This is a genomic window from Kitasatospora sp. NPDC001660 (assembly GCF_053596725.1).
The window spans coordinates 1-20,443 of sequence record NZ_JBSFGU010000039.1; the positions used below are offsets into that span (position 1 = coordinate 1).

Genomic DNA, 20,443 nt, shown 5'->3' on the forward strand with positions numbered 1-20,443 from the left:
GCAGGGGGGACCCTGTGGGAGAGTAGGACGCCGCCGAACAATTCTTCTGAAGAACCCCCATCCGGATTCCGGATGGGGGTTCTTCGCGTTTACGGACGATCCTAGGAATCCCCTCGTACTGCATCCACCTCCAGGTAGTGCTAGGTCCACCCCGGAATTGGGGTGGCATGGCCAGTGTCGGTGGCGTCCGGTTCGTGAAGACTGGTGGTGGACGATCGAGACCGGCATCAGGAGCTTCCGTGACAACAGCGAGTCGAACGAGCGGCACGGGTGTGCGCGTGCAGGCCCAGGCGGCCCTGCGGTCGGGTGGCCAGGGGCTGGGGCGGCTCGCCCTCATGGCGCTGGGCGCGCTGCCGGGGGTCGCGCTGCCCGTCATGGCGGCCGTCCTGGCCGGCGTCGTGACGAACGAGGTCATGCAGTTCTACTACTCGGCGGGCCTGTTCGTCCTGGTGGCCGCCGTCCTCGCGGGTGGCCTGGTGGCCGCCGTCCTCGTCCGTCGTACCGCGAACCGTACGCGCGGTCAGCTGGAGCACTGGTTCGGCATACGGCTGCCGGCCGTCTACGAGCCGGTGCCGGCGCTGGAGTTGGACGAGCGCGGGCACTGGTGGACGGGCTACTCGTACCACCGCTCCCGGACGGTTGCGAAGTACGCGCAGCTGCTGCACTGGGCGTTCCGGGATCGGACCACCCGCGGCGAGATGGCCTGGCTGGTGGTGAACCCGCTGGCCGTGCTGGCCCTGGCCGGTCCGGTGGCAGTCATGGTCCTCCTCGGTACGGCCTACGCGGTCTCGGGTCCGACGTCGTTCGAGGGGGTCGGGCCGGTGCCGCCGCGGCAGGTGTCGCTGCTGGTGAACTTCGGGTTCGGGCTGGGCGTGGTGGCGGTCGCGGTGCTGGTGGCGCCGTTCGCGGTGCGCGCGTACGCCGAGCTGGCCCGCCGGGTGCTGGACCAGGACGGCCGGGCCACGCACGCCCAGCTGACCAAGCGGGTGGCCGAGTTGACCGAGACCCGGGCGGACGCGGTCGGCAGCCAGGCGGCCGAGCTGCGACGGATCGAGCGGGACCTGCACGACGGGGCGCAGGCGAGGCTGGTTGCGATCGGGATGACGCTCGGCACCATCGAGCACCTGATGGACACCGACCCGGCAGCCGCCCGCGAACTGCTGTCGGAGGCGCGGCAGTCCTCGGCCCGGGCGCTGCAGGAACTCCGCGATCTCGTCCGCGGCATCCACCCGCCGGTGCTCGCCGAGCGCGGACTGGGGGACGCGGTCCGGGCGTTGGCGCTGGACAGCGCGCTGCCGACGGAGGTGTGCGTGAGCGTGCCGGACCGTCTGCCGGCCCCGGTGGAGGCGGCGGCCTACTTCAGCATCTGTGAGCTGCTGGCCAACGCGGCCAAGCACTCCCGGGCGGACCAGGTCTGGGTGGACATCCTGTACCGGGCCGGCTCCCTGCGGGTCACGGTGACGGACGACGGGGTCGGCGTGGCGGACCCGACGCGGGGGACGGGCCTGCGCGGCATCGAACGCCGATTGGGTACCTTCGACGGTGTCCTCGCCATCGACAGTACGTCCGGCGGTCCGACCACCATCACCTTGGAGCTGCCGTGCGAGTTGTCCTCGCCGAGGACCTCTACCTCCTTCGCGAAGGCCTGATCCGGCTGCTGGAAGCACACGGCTTCACCATCGCCGCTGCCGTCGAGACCGGGCCCGAGCTCCTGGAGGCGCTGCTGACCCACCGCCCGGACGTGGCCGTGGTCGACGTCCGGCTGCCTCCGACATTGACCGACGAGGGGCTGCAGGCGGCGCTCCAGGCGCGCCGGGAGATCACGGGATTGCCGGTCCTGGTGCTGTCGCAGCACGTCCAGCAGCTTTACGCGAGGGAGCTGTTGGCCGACGGCACGGGCGGGATCGGCTACCTCCTGAAGGACCGGGTGTTCAACGCCGAGCAGTTCATCGACGCGGTCCGCCGGGTGGCGGCCGGCGGCACGGCGATGGACCCGGACGTGATCGCGAAGCTGATGCAGACCACCTCCCGCCGCCCGGGACCGCTGCTGCGGCTGTCGCCGCGCGAACGCGAGGTGCTGGAGCTGATGGCGGAAGGCTGTTCGAACTCGGCGATCGCCGCCCGGCTGACGGTGAGCGACGGTGCGGTGGCCAAGCACATCGCCAACATCTTCACCAAGCTCGAACTCGCTCCGGACGAGGACGCCAACCGCCGCGTACTCGCGGTCCTCGCCTACCTCAACGGTACGGCCGGGCGGACGGTCTGACGCTCCGCCCGGTCCGGGGAGCAGCACGGGCGTGCCTCGTGGTGTGACGCTCCAACCTGTGGAAACGCTGAAACGCGCGTACGAGTAAACTCCGGGGGGCCGAGCCCGGAGGTAGGTCAGCCGTCCGGCGCCCCCGACCAGCGGGAACCGGCAGCGAGGCAGCGCACGGCAGCAGCCGAAATCCAGGGGTTGATAGACGTCATGGCACGCCCAACGCTCACCAAGGCCCACCGCGGCCTGCTCGGCATCGTCGCAGCCGGGGCCTGCATCATCTCGGGCATCGGCTTCGCGGGCTCGTACAACGCGGTGCGGGAACTGGCCACCGAGAAGGGTTTCGGAGCCTTCTCGTACGCCTTCCCGATCGGCGTCGACGCCGGCATCGTCGTCCTCCTGGCGCTCGACCTGGTCCTGACCTGGCTGCGGATACCCTTCCCGCTGCTGCGGCAGACCGCGTGGCTGCTGACCGTCGCGACCATCGCCTTCAACGCCGCCGCCTCGTGGGGAGACCCGCTCGGCATGGGGATGCACGCCGTCATCCCGGTGCTGTTCGTGGTGGTCGTCGAGGCCTCCCGGCACGCGGTGGGGCGGATCGCGGCGATCACCGCGGACCGGCACATGGAGTCGGTCCGGATGATGCGCTGGCTGCTCTCCCCGGTGCCGACCTTCCGGCTCTGGCGGCGGATGAAGCTCTGGGAGCTGCGCTCGTACGACGAGGTCGTCCGGCTGGAGCAGAACCGGCTGGTCTACCGGGCGCAGCTGCGCTTCCGGTACGGGCGCGGCTGGCGCAGGTCGGCGCCGATCCAGGCGCTCCTGCCGCTGAAGCTCGCCAAGTACGGCGTGCCGCTGGACCCCTCGCTGCTCGAGCGGCTGGACGACGAGGCGCGTGAGCGCGAGGCCCGGGAGGCCCGGGAGCTCCAGTCCCAGGAGCACCGCGCCGCCGCGGCCATCGCCCCGGCGGGGCCCGAGGCCCCCGTGCAGTCGCAGCAGCGCCCAGCCCAGCCGCAACCGCCCCAGGAGGTACAGCAGGGCCGGCAGCCCCGCCCCCAGGCCCAACCGCAACCGCAGGCGGCTCAGCCCCAGCCCCAAGCCGTGGCGCAGGAGGCCGAGCCCGCCGCGGACCTGGCGGTCGTCCCGCCGATGTCGGCCGAGGTGGCCGCGCCGATGCTGGCCAAGCTCGCCGCGGTCCGCCTGCGCGCCGCCCAGGAACCGGAGGGTGCGGAGGAGAAGGCCCCGCAGCCGCCCCGCGAGGAGCTGAACGTCTGGACGGCGCGGCCGGTCCGCACCACCGGCGGCCACCAGGCCGACGCCACCCCGGGCAGCCGCGTGCCCGGCCAGGCCTCCCCGTGGTTCAAGCCGCCGCGCCCACTGGACGAGCAGCCGGCTCCCGCGCCGACGGAGCAGGCCCAGCCCGCGCCCCAGCACTCGGAGCCGCAGGCCCAGGACGCCGTCCACGCGCAGAACCCCGCCCCCGCCCAGGAGCCCGGCCAGGCCGAGGAGTCGGCGCCCGTCGAGGCCCCCGGTCCGCGTCCCGCGCCCGCTCGGCTCGACCCGGAGCTGGCCTTCGAGGCGCTGGTCTCGTACATCGACACCTTCGAGCACCACCCCGACCCGCAGCGCCTCGCCGACTGGCTGACCAAGGAGTACGGCCTGACCGGCAACCGCCCGGACGGCTCGGTGCACCCCAAGGACGTCGCCGAGCTCTTCCCGCAGCTGCGTGACCGCTACGCCGCCGCCGGGAGGGACTGACCGGACGCCGGACGCTCAGAACCACTCCGTCCACCGCTCGGTCGGCCATTGACGCCCGACCCGGCCGGAGCTACCTTCGCCTCAACAAACCGTTGAAGCGATGGTTCGGCGCGGAGGAGTACGGATGTCGCGGGTCGAGGTCGACGGTAACGGGCCGACGGGCGGGGCCTCCTTCTCCGCCGCCGCCCGCGACGCCGTGGAGGCGCTGCTGGCCCCGATCGACGCCGACCTGGCGCGCCGCTACCCCGGCGACTCCGGGACCAGGCAGCCGGTGCACACCGTCTACGTCCCGGCCGACGCCTTCGCCGCCGACACCGTCCGCGCGTGGGGCCGGCAGGCCCTCGAAGCGTTCGACACCCAGGCCGGCACCCCGGCCGAGCTCGCCCGCGCCCTCGGGGTCGCCGACGACGCCCTGCTCGCCGACGTGCACGCCCGGGTCCGCGCCAAGCTGGAGCGCGAGCCGATCGAGGACCTGCGGATCGACTTCGAGGACGGCTACGGACCCCGCCCGGACGCCGAGGAGGACGCCGCCGCCGTCCGCGCCGCCGAACTCGTCGCGGCCGCCGTGGCGGACGGCAGCGCGCCGCCGTACATCGGCATCCGGATCAAGTGCATGGAGGCGCCGGTCCGCGCCCGCGGCATCCGCACCCTGGAGCTGTTCCTGGCCACCCTGCTGGCCACCGGCGGCCTGCCGGACGGCCTGGTCCTCACCCTGCCGAAGGTGACGTACGCCGCGCAGGTGACCGCGCTGGTGCGGCTGCTAGAGGACTTCGAGCGGCGTGCCGGGCTGCCGGCCGGCCGGATCGGCTTCGAGATCCAGATCGAGACCACCCAGGCGATCCTCGGCCCGGACGGCCGGGCCACCGTCGCCCTGATGATCGAGGCCGCCGAGGGCCGCGCCACCGGCCTGCACTACGGCACCTTCGACTACAGCGCCTCCTGCGGCGTCAGCGCGGCCTACCAGAGCATGGACCACCCGGTCGCCGACCACGCGAAGGCCGTCATGCAGGTGGCCGCGGCCGGCACCGGGGTCCGGCTCTCCGACGGCTCGACCAACGTCATCCCGACCGGCTCCACCGAGCAGGTGCACGCGGCCTGGAAGCTCCACCACGGTCTCGTCCGCCGCTCGCTGGCCCGCGCGTACTACCAGGGCTGGGACATGCACCCGGCGCACCTGCCGACCCGGTACGCCGCGGTCTACGCCTTCTACCGCGAGGGCTTGGAGGCCGCCGCCGCCCGGCTCGTCGCGTACGTCGCGAAGGCGGGCGGCGACGTGATGGACGAGCCGGCCACCGCCCGCGCGCTCAGCGGTTACGTGCTGCGCGGCCTGGACTGCGGGGCCGTCGACCCGGCCGAGGTCACCGCCCTGACCGGCCTGGACCGCGCGCAGCTGGACGCCCTGGCCGGCCGCTGACCGCTGCCCGTTCCGCCCGGCCAACTAGGCTGGCGGTGCCGCCCCGCACGCTGGGGGCGTGCGCCGCCAACCTTCGCCGTCTTTCGGGAGAACCACCGCGCCATGTCCGCCACGCCGGAGCCGACCTCCAGGACGTACCTCACCATCCGGCACGCCGGCAGCCACGAGATCGAGATCAAGAAGTCCCGGTTCATCTGCCACCTCGCCCGGGTCTCCGACGAGGACGAGGCGCAGGCCTTCATCGCGGGCGTCCGCAAGCAGTACTGGGACGCGCGGCACAACTGCACCGCCTTCGTGGTCGGTGACGAGCAGCGCCGAGAGCGCTCCAACGACGACGGCGAGCCGGGCGGTACGGCCGGGGTGCCGATGCTGGAGGTGCTGCGCCGTCGCGGGCTGACCGACACCGTGGCCGTGGTGACCAGGTACTTCGGCGGCATCAAGCTCGGCGCGGGCGGGCTGGTCCGGGCGTACGGGAGCGCCGTGTCGGAGGCGGTGGACGCGGTCGGGCTGCTGGAGCGGCGGCCGGTGGCGCTGCTGGCGGTGACGGCCGACCACGTGCGGGCCGGGCGGGTGGAGAACGACCTGCGGGCGGCCGGGTACGCGGTGAGCGACCTCGCGTACGAGGCGTCCGGGGTGCGGATCGAGGTCGGTGTGCCGGAGCCGGACGTGCCGGCCTTCCACACCTGGCTGGCGGAGGCGACCGGCGGCACTGCGGTGGCGGTCGCGGCCGGCCGCACCTACGTCGAGGTTCCGGTCTAGCCTTCGCCACCTCCCGCGGCTTCTCGCCGCCTCCCGCCGCGGCTTCTCGCCGCCGATCGGCGCGGACCCAGTCGGCCAACGTAGCTCACACGGGCACGCCACGCCGACCGTGCCTTGAACAGATTCACTCGAACGTATTCACGTGGCCCGGAGTTGGAACTTCCGCTCCGGGCCGTGGCGTTTCCTGGGCAAGGATCCGGCAGAACCGGACGAAACCCATCGATGGAGGACACCAGACCCCACCACCGCACCACGGAGGTATGCGCATGACCTCGGACCGCTCCCCGTCGCCCGCCCGAGCTGACCTATCCGGCCCCAGGGGCCCCGCGACGCCCTACCGGATGACCGTCACCACGACGCTCTCGCACACCGACGCCGTCTCGCTGGCCGACCAGCGGCTGGCCGACTGGCTGAAGCGGGAAGGCTGCGAGGACCCCCCGCCCGCAGCGAGCCCGTACGCCGCGAATGCTCCCGCCGCTCGCCCGCAGGCCGAGCGCCTCCGCCTGGGCGACCGCGTCCTGCTCGACCGCGACCATGGCCCGCTGCGCGGCGGCCCCGCGGCCGGCCGCTACGACCGTCGCCGTCTGCGCACCCCGGCCCCCCACGGGACGCGGCAGCTCACCCTGACCGTCGCGACCGCCGCCGGCGGCCTCACCTGGGTCCGGCTGGAGGCCGAGACGCACAACACCGACAGCGGCCTGCGGACGCCCTGCCGGGTACCGGTGCCCGAGCTCGCCCGCAGCCTGCTGCCGCTGCTCGATGCCACCGACGGCCCGGCCGCCGTCCAGCTCGCGCCGCGGGTGATCACCGCCGCCGAGGTCGACGACCTGATCGACGAGCTGTGCGACCCCGAGCGCCGACTGCCCACCGTCGTCGCCAGCGTCCCGGTCAACCTCCCGGTCGACGGGTGGACGGAGGCCGTGGTCCGCCCGCTCTGCCAGCAGCTGCCCGGCCTCGCCACGGCCTACGTCCTGGATCCCGGCGCTCGCACCGGGTTCAACGTCGCGCTGGAGTACCACACCGTCTACGGCGGCGCCGTTCGCACCTACCTGCCCGAGGTCGACCCGGCCTCCCGGCACGACGGCGCCCGGCACCCGGTGCTCGCCCGGGGCCGAATAGAGCAGGACATCCGCCGCGCCGCCGGCCTTCTCGCCCGGGAGCCGCGCCGGCTCGCCGCCGAGCTGCCGCTGCCGCCCGCGCTCGCGGCCGTCCCGGTGCTGCGGGTCCCCCCGCCGCAGCCCCGCCCCGACGCCGCGTCCTGCGCCGACCCGGCCGCCGTCCGCGCCGAACTGGCCGCCCTCGCCCACGAGGAGCGGCAGGATCGCGCCGAACAGCAGGCCCGGGCCGACGAACTGGAGCGCGTGCGGCGCACTTTGCGCCGCGAGCGCCGCACCCGCACGAGGGCCAACGTCCTGCCCGTCCGCCTCTGCGGCCCGTCCGCCGGCGCGGCCGCCGCCCGGCGCACCGCGGCCGCGCCGGGTTCGCGGCGCGGGCACGACGGCAGTCCGGACACCTTCACCGAACTCCTGTCCCGGCTGGGTGAGTTCCCGCTGCTCACCTTCACTGGGGACCAGAAGTCCGCGCTCGCCCTGGACGACCTCCAGTGCGCCGGGGCCGGCTGGGCCAGGCTCGCCTGGGACGGGCTGACCGCCCTTCAGGAGTACGCCGAGGCGGCCGTCCGCGGAGCGGCGGGCGGCGACTTCAAGCAGTGGTGCGAGCACACGCCGGACGGCTGCCACCGGTTCCCGCCCCGCAAGGCGGTCCGCGGCGAGTCCCGGACGGTGTACAGCCACACCAAGTGGAAGCGCGAGCGGATGCTGCCGGTGCCGGAGTGCGTCGACGCCTCCCGGCGCGCGTTCATGGGCGCGCACCTGCGGATCGGCGGCGGGCGCACCGCGCCCCGGCTGCACTACCTCGACGACTGCTCGGGCAGTGGCCGGATCTACGTCGGCTACATCGGCCTCCACCTGACCAACACCCGGACCAACTGAGAGGCTTGGCTGACCACCCGCGCCCGTTCGGTGGACAATGTCCGGCAGGGGCGGGCCGCGGGGTCGCCGGTCGCCCCGCGCAGGCGCCGGACGAGCATGGGGGAACGACGACCGATGCAGTACTCAGCAGACGGCCAGTCCGACGGCGCCGCCACCGCCCGGTTCCCCCAGCCGGGCTTCCTCGCCTCGGTCTTCCGCGACCTCGGGGTGGACCCGGGCCCCGACCCGGCCGCCACCGAGGAACCGGTGGTGACCGTCGACGCCGAAGGCACCGGCGGCGCGGGTACCACCCGCAGCACGGGCGTCACCGGGGACCACGGCGGCCCCGGTGACGGCTCGCCTGCCGGGGAGGAGTCGGTCGCCGCCCACGGCCGGGCCGCCGCCCTGACCCACCACCGCACACTCACCGTCCAGGCCGAGCACGACCGCCTGGCCGACCTGCTCCGGCGGGCCGCGCTGCCCGTCTCGGCCATGGACTTCGAGAGCCAACTGCGCCGCTACGAGCCCCGCCCCTACCCGGCCGCCGGCCCGGACGCCGCCGAACCCGAGCCCCGATGGGAGGACTTCGCCCCAGCCGAACCGCCCGCGGCCGACCCCGACGCCGCGCCGACCCGCCGCCTGCTCGACTCCGGCTACCAGCGCGAACTGGCCCAGGCCCGGCTGACCCATCAGCGGGCCCTGCGCGAGTGGCGCACCCGCCGGGCCGAGGCCGGCAGCCCGGCCGCCGACGAGTCCCGGCGGGCCCACGAGGAGGCCGAGGAGGCCCGGGCGCGCGCGGTGCGCGAGTACAACGAGAGCCTGGAGGAGTGCCGCCGGGCCTACCGGCTCGCCGAGCCGGCCGCGGTGGAGTCGCTGCTGGAACGGGCCCTCGCCGCCGCCGAGACGGCCACCCAGGACCTGCCCGCCCCCTGCCGGGCGGTGTTCCGCCCGCTCACCCGCACCGCGGTGCTGGACCTCGACCTGCCACCGCTCGACCTGGTCCCCTCACTGACCGGCTACCGGCTTTCCCCCGACGGCGACATCCACCCGGTGCCGCGCCCGCCGGCCGACCGGGCCACCGACTACCTGCGGCTGGTCGCCCGGCTCGCCCTGCGCGCCCTCCAGGCGGCCGACGCCGTCGACACCGACGAAATACTCGCGGGCGTCGTCCTCAACGGCTGGCTGCGCGAGCCCGGCGGGGCCGAGCCGCTCTGCCTGGTCAGCGTGGACGCCGACCGCGACGCACTGGCCCGCACCCGGCTGCTCCCGGCCGCCGCCCCGTACGAGGAGCACGACGGCGAGGGCGTCTACGCCGACGCCGAGCAGGACGAGGCGCTGGTGCGGCTGCGCCAGCTCGGCGCCGCCGTCACCCCCGATCCGTACACGAGGGCGGGCGTCGAGCCCGCCGCCCTGGCCGGCGCCGCCGTGCCGGCCGCGCTGGACCTGTCCGCCAACGAGTTCGCCCAGCTGGTGCGCGACCTGCTCACCCGGGGCGGCCTGGCCGAGTGGAGCGTCCGGCTGCGCGGCCCGGCCGGGCTGGTCGCGACCGGTGAGGGCGCCCCCGGCACCGCGTTGCCCGGCCGCTGGGTCGTCTGGGCCTCCCGCGGCTCCGCGGAGGTCGCAGCGGAGGAGATCCGCACGCTCGCCGAGGCAGTCAGCGAGGAGTCCGCCGAACGCGGTCTGCGGCTGACCACCGGCCGCTTCACCGACGAGGCCCTCGACCTGACCGCCGAGGAGAGCCACCGTCACATCCACCTGGTCGACGGCGACGGGGTCCGCGAACTCGCCATGACCCACCTCGGGCTGCCGCTCGCCGCCGGCCGCTGACGGGAACGCTCGACCGGCCCGTTCGCCCCCTGCCGGCTCACCCCGACGGCCCCTCCGGCGGGCGCGCCGCCACCCCCGGCCCGAGTCTGGGGACCGGGCCCCGGTCAGCCCGGGCACCCCGGGCGAAAGCCGCCGATCGCCCGTCCGGTACGGTCGGCGGTCGGCCCGGCGTCGGGCGCAACCCTGGGGGAGACGGATGGGCAGAGCGGCCCGCAGACCACTTGACGGACCGGAACGCGCGGCGGCCGCCCGGTGACCGCCGTCCTCGTCGCCGCCGGTGCGTTCCTGATGACGCTGATCGGCGGCTTCGTCGCCCAGCGCACCGGCGACCGGCGCCACCTCGTGCTCGGCTTCGCCGCCGGACTGATGCTCGGCGTCGTCGTCTTCGACCTGCTGCCCGAGGCCCTGCGCCAGGCGCCCAGCGAGGTGCACGGCGTGCCGCAGGCGCTGCTGATGTTCGCCGGGGGCTTCCTCACCATCCACGTGGTCGAGCGCGCGGTCGCCATCCACCGTGGCCACGAGGGCGAGTACGCCGAGCACACCCACGGCCACCACCACGGGCACGCCCACACCGCCAGGCGCCAGGGCATCGGCCTGAGCGCCGCCCTGGCCCTCGTCGGGCACAGCGTCATGGACGGCTTCGCGATCGGCGCCGCCTTCCAGGCCGGCACCACGGTCGGCACGGTCGTCGCCATCGCCGTCGTCGCGCACGACTTCGCCGACGGCTTCAACACGTACACGATCACCCGGCTCTACGGGAACAACCGGCGCCGGGCGCTGACCCTGCTCGCGGCGGACGCGCTCGCCCCGGTCTCGGGCGCCGCGATCACGCTCGCATTCACCATCCCGGAACACCTGCTCGGCCTCTACCTGGGCTTCTTCTCCGGCTTCCTGCTCTACCTGGCGACCTCCGACATCCTCCCGGAGGCTCACAGCCCGCACCCGTCCCGCAACACCCTGCTCTGCACGCTCGCCGGGGTGGGCTTCATGTGGCTGGTGATCGGCTTCGCCAACTAGCCGGCCCCGGCTGGTGGGCCCGGCCGACTCGGGCTGGTGGGCCGGGCCCACCAGGTGCTCAGCGGCCCGCGTACCGGGTCTCGGCGGCGCGCAGCACGCGCAGCACCACGTCCTGGTCGGCCGGGCTGACCTCGCCGAAGTACTCCTGCGCCACCTCGTGCCGGACCAGCCCGATCCGCTCGACCGCGGCGCGGCCCGCCTCGGTCAGCAGGATCCGTACGGCCCGCCGGTCGGCCGGGTCGGGGCTGCGCTCGACCAGGCCGGCTTCCTCCAGCGCGTCCACCACCGTGGTGGCCGAGCGCGGGGCGATGTGCAGCCGGTCGGCGAGGTCGCTCAGCCGCATCGCACGGTCCGGCAGTTCGCAGCCCGGCGCGTGGGCGAGCGTGCGCAGCGCCCGGGCCTGGCCGGGGGTGATGCCGTAGGGCTCCAGCCGCTCGCTGGTGCGGCGCCGGATCCGCTTGATCGCCCGGGTCATCGCGTCCGCCAGCTCGGCGGCGGTGTCCGCCGGGAGCGCCGAGGGGGTGGGGGAGGAGTGCGCCGGGTCGTCGGTCGGCGTGGTGGTCATGGGCGGTCTCCTCGGCAGGCGTCCGCCCAAGCGTATCGGCCGGTCCGCGGCCCGTGACCGGCGGCGGACGGGCGCTGCGGGCACGTGCGGACGACCGTGCCGGAAAAATGTTGAGCCAGGCTCAGTATTTGGGCTAGCGTAGCCGCAAGTGAGGGTGCCCTAAGCGCCCTCCCCGGAACATGGAGGGCCCGTGCCCCGCTCCGAAGCCCGCGTCGTCACCGACCGCCCCGCCCGCTACGCCAAGCAGCTCGCCGCCCACATGGGCCGCAAGATCGAAGCCGCCTTCTCCGAGGAGACCGGCCGCGGCACCCTGACCTTCGGTGCCGGCACCGCCACCCTGGAGGCGCAGCGGGACGCACTGCTGCTCGTCGTCGAGGGCGAGCGCGAGAACCTCCCCGGCCTGGAGGACGTCGTCGGCCGCCACCTCGTCCGCTTCGGTACGCGCGACGAGCTCGTCGTCGAGTGGCACCGCGACAACGGCGAGCCCGGCCTCGTCCACCGCAACGACGAGCCGAAGGACGCGTCGACGGGCGAGTCGAAGGACGAGTCCTAGTCCTGACGTCCGCCACCCCGTGGTCGGGGCAGTCGGCGGGCCAGCACCCACAGCACCAGGGCCGCCAGGCACCAGCTGGCCACCACGTCCAGCACCCAGTGGAAGTCGCTCCACACCAGCCCCGCGCCGACCCCGGTCGCCAGCAGCACCGCCGCCGCCCGCAGCCCGCGCGCGACGCGCACCCCGGTCGTCCGGGCGAGCAGCAGCACCGCAACCCCGTACGACAGCGTCGCGGTGGCGGTGTGCCCGGACGGGTACCAACCCCACTGCCCTGGCAGCAGCGGATCGTCGAGCGGACCCGGCCGGGCGAACGCGGCCTTGGCCGGCACCACCAGCAGCGGGATCAGCCCCGTGGTGAGCGCCGCCACCGGCAGCGGCAGCCACCAGCGGGCCGCGCCGGCCCGGCGTGACCGCCACGCGGCCAGCCCGCCCCCGGCCAGCAGCACCGGGATCGCGGGGGCGGCGCTGCCCAGATCCGCCAGGGTGTGGCCGACGTGGTCGAGCAGCGCACTGTGCAGGTCGCGGTGGGCCGTCGCCACGCCGTGTTTGACCCACCGGTCCAGCCCGAGCAGCGGCCCGTCCACCACCACCTGCCACGACACCAGCACCAGCAGGACCGCCGCGACGAGCGGCACCAGCGGCGAGGCCGCCGCCCGGCCCAGGACGCGGAACAGCCGCCCCGGAGCAGGGGGGAGAGCTCCGGGGCGGCTCGGATGATCGCCGTTCCGTGCGTCCCGGGGGGTGTGGGTCGGACGGTCGGTCGATCGGCCTTCGGTGTGCGCCGCCCCGCGCGGGACGGCCTGGTTGTCCTCGCGGCCCGCGCGCGGACCCGCGCCGATCGGCGGCTCCGCGGACGGCTCCGCCAATGGCTGAGGCTCGCTGTCCATCTGCGATGACACTACGTCAACGGTCCTTCCGCGCCGAGCGCCTTCAGTGATTCCGCACATCATCTTCACCGCCCCCCGGGCAACCCTCCGGCCCTGTGAACACTCGGCCCGCGCTTCTCCATGAGGAGACCTCATTCGCGGTTGCATGCGGACCCGCTCCAGAAACCCGCTCCAGAAACCGCTTCGGAAGCCTGCTCCGGAAACCGAACGGCCCGCGGAGACCTGTGCAGGTCTCCGCGGGCCGTTCAGCGCTGTCCGGACAACCCTCCGGCGGGGGTACGTCGCCCGGTGGGGCGCTCGCCGCGTCAGACGCCGGCGAACGCGCCCTCCAGGATGTCCAGGCCCTCGTTCAGGAGGTGCTCCGGGATGACCAGCGGCGGCAGGAAGCGCAGCACGTTGCCGTAGGTGCCGGCGGTCAGCACCACCAGGCCCTCGGCGTGGCAGGCCTTGGCGATCGCCGCGGTGGCCTCCGCGTTCGGCTCCTTGCCGCCCGCCTTCACCAGCTCGATGGCGATCATGGCGCCGCGGCCGCGGACCTCGCCGATGATGTCGAACTTCTCCTGCATCGCCCGCAGGCGGCCCAGCATGATCTCGCCGATCCGCTGCGCCTTGCCGTTGAGGTCCTGCTCCTTCATGGTCTCGATGGCGCCCAGCGCGGCGGCGCAGGCCACCGGGTTGCCGCCGTAGGTGCCGCCCAGGCCGCCCGCGTGCGCGGCGTCCATGATCTCGGCGCGGCCGGTCACCGCGGCCAGCGGCAGACCGCCGGCGATGCCCTTCGCGGTGGTGATCAGGTCCGGGACGACGCCCTCATCCTCACAGGCGAACCACTGGCCGGTGCGGCAGAAGCCGGTCTGGATCTCGTCCGCGACGAACACGATGCCGTTCGCCTTCGCGTACTCCACGATCGCCGGCAGGAAGCCCTTGGCCGGCTCGATGAAGCCGCCCTCGCCCTGGATCGGCTCGATGATGATCGCGGCGACGTTCTCCGCGCCGATCTGCTTGTTGATGATGTCGATCGCCTGCGCGGCGGCCTCGGCGGCGCAGTTCTCGGCACCGGTCAGCCAGCGGTACGGGTAGGCCACCGGCACGCGGTAGATCTCCGGGGCGAACGGGCCGAAGCCCTGCTTGTACGGCATGTTCTTCGCCGTCAGGCCCATGGTGAGGTTGGTGCGGCCGTGGTAGCCGTGGTCGAACACCACGACGGCGGTGCGCTTGGTGTAGGCGCGGGCGATCTTCACCGCGTTCTCGACGGCCTCGGCGCCCGAGTTGAACAGCGCGGTGCGCTTCTCGTGGTCGCCCGGGGTCAGCTCGTTCAGCTGCTCGGCGACCGCCACGTAGCCCTCGTACGGGGTCACCATGAAACAGGTGTGCGTGAACGCGGCCAGCTGCTCGCTCGCCTTCGCCACCACGGCCTCGGCGCTGTTGCCGACGTTGGTCACGGCGATGCCGGAACCGAAGTCGATCAGCGAGTTGCCGTCCACGTCCTCCAGCACGCCACCGTTGGCGCGGGACACGTACACCGGCAGGGTCGTGCCGACACCCGCGGCCACCGCGCCCAGCTTGCGGGCCTGCAGCTCCTGCGACTTCGGACCGGGGATCGCGGTGACCAGGCGGCGCTCCTGCGGGAGCGGCGTTGCGGCGCTCATGGGTTTCTCCAGACTTCTCGGCTCGGTGCTTCGCAGGCTACGGCCGCCCTCGGGGACCGGGCATGCGCCACTCGGTAGCACTGCGCCGTTCGACTTGTCCGGCACGGCCAGCGCGGGTAGCACGACTACCCGCAGGCCCCGCTCCACTACATTGAGCGCGGGCGTGTCGCCGGTACGGCGGCATGGGTATGGCGGCACCGACGGCGGTCGGGCCGGGCGGGCGAGGGAGCGGGGCCGTACACATGGCACAGGACGGGGCACACCACCACGGCGACCGGACCACCGCACCCCCACCCTCCATGCCACACCAGCGGCCCCCCGGCCGCCCCGTCGGCACCCCCGCCTTCGATCTCCCCGCCTGGGCCTCCGCCCCGCGCCCGTCCGCCGAACCGGGCATCTACCGGCTGGGCTACCGCCAGATCGACCCGGAACGGGCGGAGACGGCGAGCGTGGCGGCCTGGCCGCTGCTGCTGCGGGCCGGGCTGAACGCAGTGGTGGGGTGGCTGGCCTATGTCTACGGCGTCGAGTTCGCCACGGACGGGACCACGCTGATTGGTGTCCTTCCTTCCCGGTCGGCGTTCGTTGCGACATCGGTCGTACTGACCCTGAATGTCCTGGTCATCGGCGTGGTCGTCAAGGTCTTCGGCCGGATGGGCCGCTGGCCCGAGGTGTGGCGGCGGTATGTGGCGCCGTTGCTGTCGCGGACGGTGACGCAGGAGGAGCGGGCCGAGGAGAGCGAGGCCACGGTGGAGGCGGCGCGGCGGCTGGACCCTTGGGCGGGGCTGCGGCAGGGTGGGGCGGCCGCGGCGGCGGGGCGATTGGAGCAGGAGGTGGTCGGCGACGTCGACTACGTGCGGATCCAGCAGGCGTGGGAGTCCGCGCAGGCGGATCCGGTGTTCGTTCCGGCGTTCGTGGAGCAGGTGAATGCGCGCGGTGCCGCGGCGTTCGCCCATCCGTCCGAAGTGCGTGAGCTGCCAGGCCGGGCCGAGCGGCACGATCTGCTGCTCCGTCAGGTCTGTCTGGGTGCCACGCAGGACGTCCCGAAGAACCCGTTGTCCCACCGGGCGGCGGGGTTCGCGCTGGATCCGGCGGTGCTCGGCACCTCGCTGCTGGCGGTGGGTCCGGCCGGGACGGGGAAGACGGCGCGACTGGCCCGGCCGGTGGCGGAGGCGCTGTGCCTGCAGGCGCTCGCGGGGACGGCTTGTGCGGTCGTGATCGGGGCCGCGGACGCAGATCTGGGGCCGGACGGCTGGTACGACGTGGTGATCGCGCCTGGTGACCCGTCGTCGGTGTACGGCCTGGACCTGTACGGCGCGGCGCAGGATCCGGACGAGGCGGCGGCCCGGCTGGCCGAGGCGCTGCTGCCGGACGAGCTGACGGCCCGCGCGGAGAGCGCCCGGACGGCGCTCCAGCAGGTGGTGGGCCCGTTCCATGCCGCGCACCGCCGGTACCCGGGGGTCCGCGAGCTGCGGGCGCTGCTGGGCGGCGAGCCGGACGCGCTGGCGGCGCTGGTGAAGGCGCTCGGTGCGGCGGGCCGACTGGCCGCGTACGAGCGGGACCTGGAGTACCGGGAGCGCCAGCGCGGTCGGGCGGACGACCCCGGGGTGCTGCTGGCGGACCGGTTGGCGCTGCTGGACCGGCCGGCCTTCGAGGGCGCGTTCGCGACGGACGGCACCGGCCGCCCTCCGTTCGCGATGCGGGTGCTCGACCACCCGCTCCGCGTGCGGGTGAAGCTGCCCGAGCGGAGTCACCCGGAGGTGGCGCGGATGCTGTCCCGGCTGGTGGTGGGTCAGTTCGTGCAGGCGGCCGGGACCCGGGAGGACCGTTCGCTGTTCGCCGGTCTTGTCGTGGACGACGCCTCGGCGGCGCTGGACGCGGCGACCGTGCGCGGGGTGCAGCGGATGCGGGGGGCGAACGCGGGCGCGGTGCTGTTGCTGCGGACGCTGGTGGACCTGCCGGAGGCGCTGCGTGCGCCGCTGTTCGGCGCGGTCGGCTGTCGGATGGCGTTCCCGGGGATCGCGCCCTGGGACGGCCGGCTGTTCTCGGAGGCCTGGGGGACACACCTGGTGCAGGAGACGGCGGTGACGCACACCCCCGACACCTCCGGTGGGGTGATGAGGCGGGCCGGGCGGTTGGGGCGGAAGGCGTTGTCGGGGACGACGGCGCAGACGGAGTCGGTGACGACGCGGGATGTGGAGCGGTTGCGGTGGTCGCCGTCGGATCTGGCGCACGCGTTGCCCGCGGGGCACGCGGTGGTGTCGTTGACGGCGGTGTCGGGGGAGCAGGTGCCGCCGTTGCTGGTGGATCTGCGGGGCTGAGGCGGGCGCGGGCGGCGGGCGGAAGTCGCCTTCGAGGTGGATTCGGCAGTGCCGGTTGTCCGGGGCGTCCATAATGAAGGGGAGAGACCCTCACCAGATCCACTGCCCTCTCCTCGCCCGGCCGCAACGGCGCGGTCGGGTCGTTCCCCCGAAGGTGCCATGCCTCCCACACTCGCCTCCGTCGTCCGCAACAGTTCGCTCCACCTGACGGTCCTCGCCGGTGCGGATCACTTGGAGCGGCCGGTCCGCTGGGTGCACACCAGTGAGCTGGACGACCCGACGCCGTTCCTGGAGGGTGGCGAGCTGCTGCTCACCACCGGGATCAAGCTGGGCCGGACGGCCGCGCAGCTGCAGGCGTACGTGCACCGGCTGGCCGATGCCGGGGTGGTGGGGCTCGGGCTGGGGGTGGGGCTGTCGCACACGGAGGTGCCGCAGCCGCTGGTGGACGCGGCGGCGCAGCGCGGGCTGCCGCTGCTGCGGGTGCCGGAGCCGACGCCGTTCATCGCGATCAGCAAGGTGGTGTCGGCGGCGCTGGCCGCGGAGCAGTACGAGGCCGTGACGACGAGCTTCGAGGCGCAGGAGGAGCTGACCCGGGCTGCGCTCGGCAAGGACGGGACGACGGCGGTGGTGCGCCGGCTGGCGGCGCGGCTGGGGGGCTGGGCGGCGCTGTACGACGGGTCGGGCGCGCTGTCGGTGGTGGCGCCGGACTGGGCGGCGCGCCGGGCGGGGCGGCTGGCGGCGGAGGTGGACCGGCTGCGCCGGCGTCCGGCGCCGTCGAGCGCGGCGCTGCAGGGGCGGTCGCCGGGGATAGACACGGCGGACGAGGACTACGTGGTGGTCCAGTCGCTGGGGGCGGACCGGCGGGCCCGGGGTTTCCTGGCGGTCGGGACCGAGGACCGGATCACGCCGACCGAGCGGTACGTGCTGAACGCGGCGGTGGCGCTGCTGACCCTCACCCTGGAGCGCTCGCGCGAGCTGCGGCAGGCGGAGGAGCGGATGGGCGCGGCGCTGCTGCGGATGGTGCTGGCGGGTGAGGTGGCGACGGCCCGCCAGGTGGCGGTGGGGCTGTTCGGCGGTCTGCCGGAGGGGACGATACGGGTCCTGGTGGCCGGGGCCGCGCCGGGCGTGGATGCCGCGGACGCGCTGGTGGAGCTGGGCGACCGGGCGGAGCAGGCGGGTTCCCGGGTGGGCGAGAAGCTGCTGGTCGCGCGGGAGGAGGGGACGCACGGGCCGCGGCTGATGGTGCTGGTGCTGGACCACGGCGCGGTGCACCGGGCCTGCCTGGGCGTTATCGAGGAGCACGAGGGCCTGTCGCTGGGCGTCTCGGCGCCGGCCGTGCTGGAGGAGGCGGGGACGGCGCACGCGCAGGCCGAGCGGGCGCTGGCGGTGGCGCTGCGCGGCGGTCGGCGGTCGGTGGACCACGAGGAGGTCGGTGCGGGCTCGCTGCTGCCGCTGCTGGGCGAGGACGCGGTGACGGCGTTCGCGGAGGGCCTGCTGCGGCCGCTGCGCGAGCACGACCGGACGGCCCGCGGCGACCTGGTGGCCTCGCTGCGGGCGTGGTTGTCCCGGCACGGGCAGTGGGACGCGGCGGCGGCCGATCTGGGGGTGCACCGGCACACCTTGCGGTACCGGATGCGCCGGGTCGAGGAGCTGCTCGGGCGCTCGCTGGACGACACGGACGTCCGCATGGAGCTCTGGCTGGCGCTCCGCTCCGGCGAGGAGTGACCGTGACCGGCGAGGGGGGCACTGGCGAGGAGTGACCGGCCGGGCTCGGGTCGGCCAGGAGTGACCGGTCGGGGGGCCCGGCGAGGGGTGATCCGCGACGGGCCGGCCGAACGCCTGGACGGGATGGAGTGGCCCCCGGGCCGAACGCTCCTCGGCGGCCAATCCGGTCTGCGCGTCCCCGCACCTACCCTCGGGTTCGGGCTCATGTTCGTGGGCCTGACGACGACGAGGAGAGGGCCGGTACCACGGTGACCACCACGTACGATTTCTGGCTCGCTGGCCGCCGGGCGAGCGGTGACGCCGACTTCGAGGTGCACAACAGCTGGGACGGCCGTCTGGTCGGCAAGGTGAGCATCCCGACCGAGGCCCAGGTCGACGAGGCGCTGGACGCCGCCGTCGCCGCCCTGCCGGTGTTCGCCGCCACCCCGGCGCACGTGCGCGCCGCCGCGCTGGACCACGTGGCCAAGCGCCTGGGCGAGCGCACCGAGGAGATCGCCCGGCTGATCACCGCCGAGAACGGCAAGCCGATCAAGTGGGCCCGCGGTGAGGTCGGCCGCGCCGTCTCCGTCTTCCGCTGGGCCGCCGAGGAGGCCCGCCGCACCAATGGCGAGACGATGCGGCTGGACACCGACCCGGGCGGCGTGGGCCGCTTCGCGATGGTGCGCCGCTTCCCGCGCGGCGTGGTGCTCGGCATCGCCCCGTTCAACTTCCCGCTGAACCTGGTCGCCCACAAGGTCGCCCCGGCGATCGCGGTCGGTGCCCCGATCGTCCTGAAGCCAGCCCCGGCGACCCCGCTGTCGGCGATGGTCCTGGGCGAGATCCTGGCCGAGACCGACCTGCCGGCCGGCTCCTGGAGCATCCTGACCGTGCCGAACGACCGGATGCCGGCGCTGGTGCAGGACAAGCGCCTGCCGGTGATCTCCTTCACCGGTTCGGACAAGGTCGGCTACCAGATCATGGACTCGGTGCCGCGCAAGCACTGCACCCTGGAGCTGGGAGGCAACGCCGCGGCCGTGGTGCTCGCCGACTGGTCCTCGGAGGCCGACCTGGACTGGGCGGCCACCCGCATCGCGATGTTCGCCAACTACCAGGGCGGCCAGTCCTGCATCTCGGTGCAGCGGGTGATCGCCGACGCGTCGGTGTACGACGCGCTGGTGGAGAAGGTCGTCGCCAAGGTGAACGCCCAGGTCACCGGTGACCCGAACGACGACGCGACGGACGTCGGCCCGCTGGTGGACGAGAACGCCGCGAAGCGCGTGGAGTCCTGGGTGGACGACGCGGTCGCCAAGGGCGCCAAGGTGCTGGCCGGCGGGACGCGCGAGGGTGCCACCTACGCCCCGACCGTGCTGGCGGACCTGCCGGGCGACGCGATCCTGGCCAAGGCCGAGGTGTTCGGCCCGGTCCTGTCGCTGCACCGGGTGGACGGCACCGACGAGGCGTTCGCCGCCGTCAACGACTCGCCGTTCGGCCTCCAGGCGGGTGTGTTCACGCACGACCTGCAGACCGCCTTCCGCGCCCACCGGGAGCTGGAGGTCGGCGGTGTGATCATCGGCGACGCGCCGTCCTACCGCGCCGACCAGATGCCGTACGGCGGCGTCAAGGACTCCGGCGTCGGCCGCGAGGGCGTCAAGTACGCGATGGACGACTACACCGTCGAGAAGGTCATGGTCCTGACGGGTCTCGACCTGTAGGCACGACGGACGTGTCGGAGGGCCCGGTTCGGTGAACCGGGCCCTCCGTGCGTCCGTGG

15 protein-coding genes are annotated in these 20,443 nt (G+C 74.3%); 12 read left to right on the forward strand and 3 right to left on the reverse strand.

Features of this window, described 5'->3' with window-relative positions; genetic code table 11:
- Positions 1–239 precede the first annotated feature (239 nt).
- The 8 genes from ACWCXH_RS30400 (at position 240) to ACWCXH_RS30435 (ending at position 10,999) form a co-directional block, all read left to right on the forward strand.
- Positions 240–1,649 (forward strand): sensor histidine kinase, encoded by a 1,410-nt coding sequence (locus ACWCXH_RS30400; protein WP_449804693.1) that lies wholly within the window; start codon positions 240–242, stop codon positions 1,647–1,649.
- Positions 1,601–2,266: a response regulator transcription factor gene (locus ACWCXH_RS30405; RefSeq protein ID WP_449804694.1), complete on the forward strand. Its 666-nt coding sequence runs from the start codon at positions 1,601–1,603 to the stop codon at positions 2,264–2,266. The genes ACWCXH_RS30400 and ACWCXH_RS30405 overlap by 49 nt, the downstream gene beginning before the upstream one ends.
- A gap of 201 nt (positions 2,267–2,467) precedes the next feature.
- Complete coding sequence (locus tag ACWCXH_RS30410) at positions 2,468–4,012, forward strand: DUF2637 domain-containing protein (RefSeq protein WP_449804695.1); 1,545 nt, start codon at positions 2,468–2,470, stop codon at positions 4,010–4,012.
- Between the two features lie 124 nt (positions 4,013–4,136).
- Positions 4,137–5,426 (forward strand): DUF6986 family protein, encoded by a 1,290-nt coding sequence (locus ACWCXH_RS30415; RefSeq protein ID WP_449804696.1) that lies wholly within the window; start codon positions 4,137–4,139, stop codon positions 5,424–5,426.
- Between the two features lie 102 nt (positions 5,427–5,528).
- Entirely contained in the window at positions 5,529–6,185 is a 657-nt protein-coding gene (locus tag ACWCXH_RS30420; protein WP_449804697.1) for a YigZ family protein, read from the forward strand.
- A 341-nt stretch (positions 6,186–6,526) separates the two neighbouring features.
- Positions 6,527–8,176, forward strand: coding sequence for a hypothetical protein (locus tag ACWCXH_RS30425; protein WP_449804698.1), 1,650 nt, complete (start codon positions 6,527–6,529; stop codon positions 8,174–8,176).
- 114 nt (positions 8,177–8,290) lie between these two features.
- Entirely contained in the window at positions 8,291–9,982 is a 1,692-nt protein-coding gene (locus tag ACWCXH_RS30430; RefSeq protein WP_449804699.1) for a restriction endonuclease, read from the forward strand.
- Positions 9,983–10,270: 288 nt separating this feature from the next.
- Positions 10,271–10,999 carry a ZIP family metal transporter gene (locus ACWCXH_RS30435; protein ID WP_449804741.1) on the forward strand — a complete coding sequence of 243 codons (729 nt, stop codon included), beginning with the start codon at positions 10,271–10,273 and terminating at the stop codon, positions 10,997–10,999.
- A 58-nt stretch (positions 11,000–11,057) separates the two neighbouring features.
- Here the strand turns inward: ACWCXH_RS30435 and ACWCXH_RS30440 are convergent, their stop codons facing one another.
- A complete protein-coding gene (locus tag ACWCXH_RS30440) occupies positions 11,058–11,564 on the reverse strand; it encodes a MarR family winged helix-turn-helix transcriptional regulator (RefSeq protein ID WP_449804700.1) in 507 nt (168 codons plus the stop codon).
- Positions 11,565–11,754: 190 nt separating this feature from the next.
- Between ACWCXH_RS30440 and ACWCXH_RS30445 the strand changes: the two genes are divergently transcribed.
- Complete coding sequence (locus ACWCXH_RS30445) at positions 11,755–12,117, forward strand: DUF2218 domain-containing protein (RefSeq protein ID WP_449804701.1); 363 nt, start codon at positions 11,755–11,757, stop codon at positions 12,115–12,117.
- On the opposite strand, the gene ACWCXH_RS30450 is transcribed toward ACWCXH_RS30445, so the two are convergent.
- Positions 12,114–13,004: a phosphatase PAP2 family protein gene (locus ACWCXH_RS30450; protein ID WP_449804702.1), complete on the reverse strand. Its 891-nt coding sequence runs from the start codon at positions 13,002–13,004 to the stop codon at positions 12,114–12,116. The genes ACWCXH_RS30445 and ACWCXH_RS30450 overlap by 4 nt on opposite strands.
- A gap of 305 nt (positions 13,005–13,309) precedes the next feature.
- A complete protein-coding gene (gene gabT, locus ACWCXH_RS30455) occupies positions 13,310–14,650 on the reverse strand; it encodes a 4-aminobutyrate--2-oxoglutarate transaminase (protein ID WP_363653534.1) in 1,341 nt (446 codons plus the stop codon).
- 242 nt (positions 14,651–14,892) lie between these two features.
- Here gabT and ACWCXH_RS30460 point away from each other — a divergent pair, with 242 nt between their 5' ends.
- From ACWCXH_RS30460 to ACWCXH_RS30470, 3 genes are all read left to right on the forward strand, one after another.
- Positions 14,893–16,968 carry an ATP-binding protein gene (locus tag ACWCXH_RS30460; RefSeq protein ID WP_449804703.1) on the forward strand — a complete coding sequence of 692 codons (2,076 nt, stop codon included), beginning with the start codon at positions 14,893–14,895 and terminating at the stop codon, positions 16,966–16,968.
- Between the two features lie 159 nt (positions 16,969–17,127).
- Positions 17,128–18,693 carry a PucR family transcriptional regulator gene (locus tag ACWCXH_RS30465; protein WP_449804704.1) on the forward strand — a complete coding sequence of 522 codons (1,566 nt, stop codon included), beginning with the start codon at positions 17,128–17,130 and terminating at the stop codon, positions 18,691–18,693.
- Positions 18,694–18,941: 248 nt separating this feature from the next.
- The gene (locus ACWCXH_RS30470; protein ID WP_449804705.1) at positions 18,942–20,384 is read left to right on the forward strand and encodes an aldehyde dehydrogenase family protein; all 1,443 of its coding nucleotides are present in this window, start codon (positions 18,942–18,944) and stop codon (positions 20,382–20,384) included.
- Positions 20,385–20,443 lie beyond the last annotated feature (59 nt).

Excerpts from the sequence above, each read along its gene's own strand:
- ACWCXH_RS30410 (WP_449804695.1), top strand. The coding sequence starts at position 2,468 with ATGGCACGCCCAACGCTCACCAAGGCCCACCGCGGCCTGCTCGGCATC.
- ACWCXH_RS30415 (WP_449804696.1), top strand. The coding sequence starts at position 4,137 with ATGTCGCGGGTCGAGGTCGACGGTAACGGGCCGACGGGCGGGGCCTCC.
- ACWCXH_RS30420 (WP_449804697.1), top strand. The coding sequence starts at position 5,529 with ATGTCCGCCACGCCGGAGCCGACCTCCAGGACGTACCTCACCATCCGG.
- ACWCXH_RS30425 (WP_449804698.1), top strand. The coding sequence starts at position 6,527 with ATGACCGTCACCACGACGCTCTCGCACACCGACGCCGTCTCGCTGGCC.
- ACWCXH_RS30430 (WP_449804699.1), top strand. The coding sequence starts at position 8,291 with ATGCAGTACTCAGCAGACGGCCAGTCCGACGGCGCCGCCACCGCCCGG.
- ACWCXH_RS30435 (WP_449804741.1), top strand. The coding sequence starts at position 10,271 with ATGACGCTGATCGGCGGCTTCGTCGCCCAGCGCACCGGCGACCGGCGC.
- ACWCXH_RS30440 (WP_449804700.1), bottom strand. The coding sequence starts at position 11,564 with ATGACCACCACGCCGACCGACGACCCGGCGCACTCCTCCCCCACCCCC.
- ACWCXH_RS30450 (WP_449804702.1), bottom strand. The coding sequence starts at position 13,004 with ATGGACAGCGAGCCTCAGCCATTGGCGGAGCCGTCCGCGGAGCCGCCG.
- gabT (WP_363653534.1), bottom strand. The coding sequence starts at position 14,650 with ATGAGCGCCGCAACGCCGCTCCCGCAGGAGCGCCGCCTGGTCACCGCG.
- ACWCXH_RS30460 (WP_449804703.1), top strand. The coding sequence starts at position 14,893 with ATGGCACAGGACGGGGCACACCACCACGGCGACCGGACCACCGCACCC.
- ACWCXH_RS30465 (WP_449804704.1), top strand. The coding sequence starts at position 17,128 with ATGCCTCCCACACTCGCCTCCGTCGTCCGCAACAGTTCGCTCCACCTG.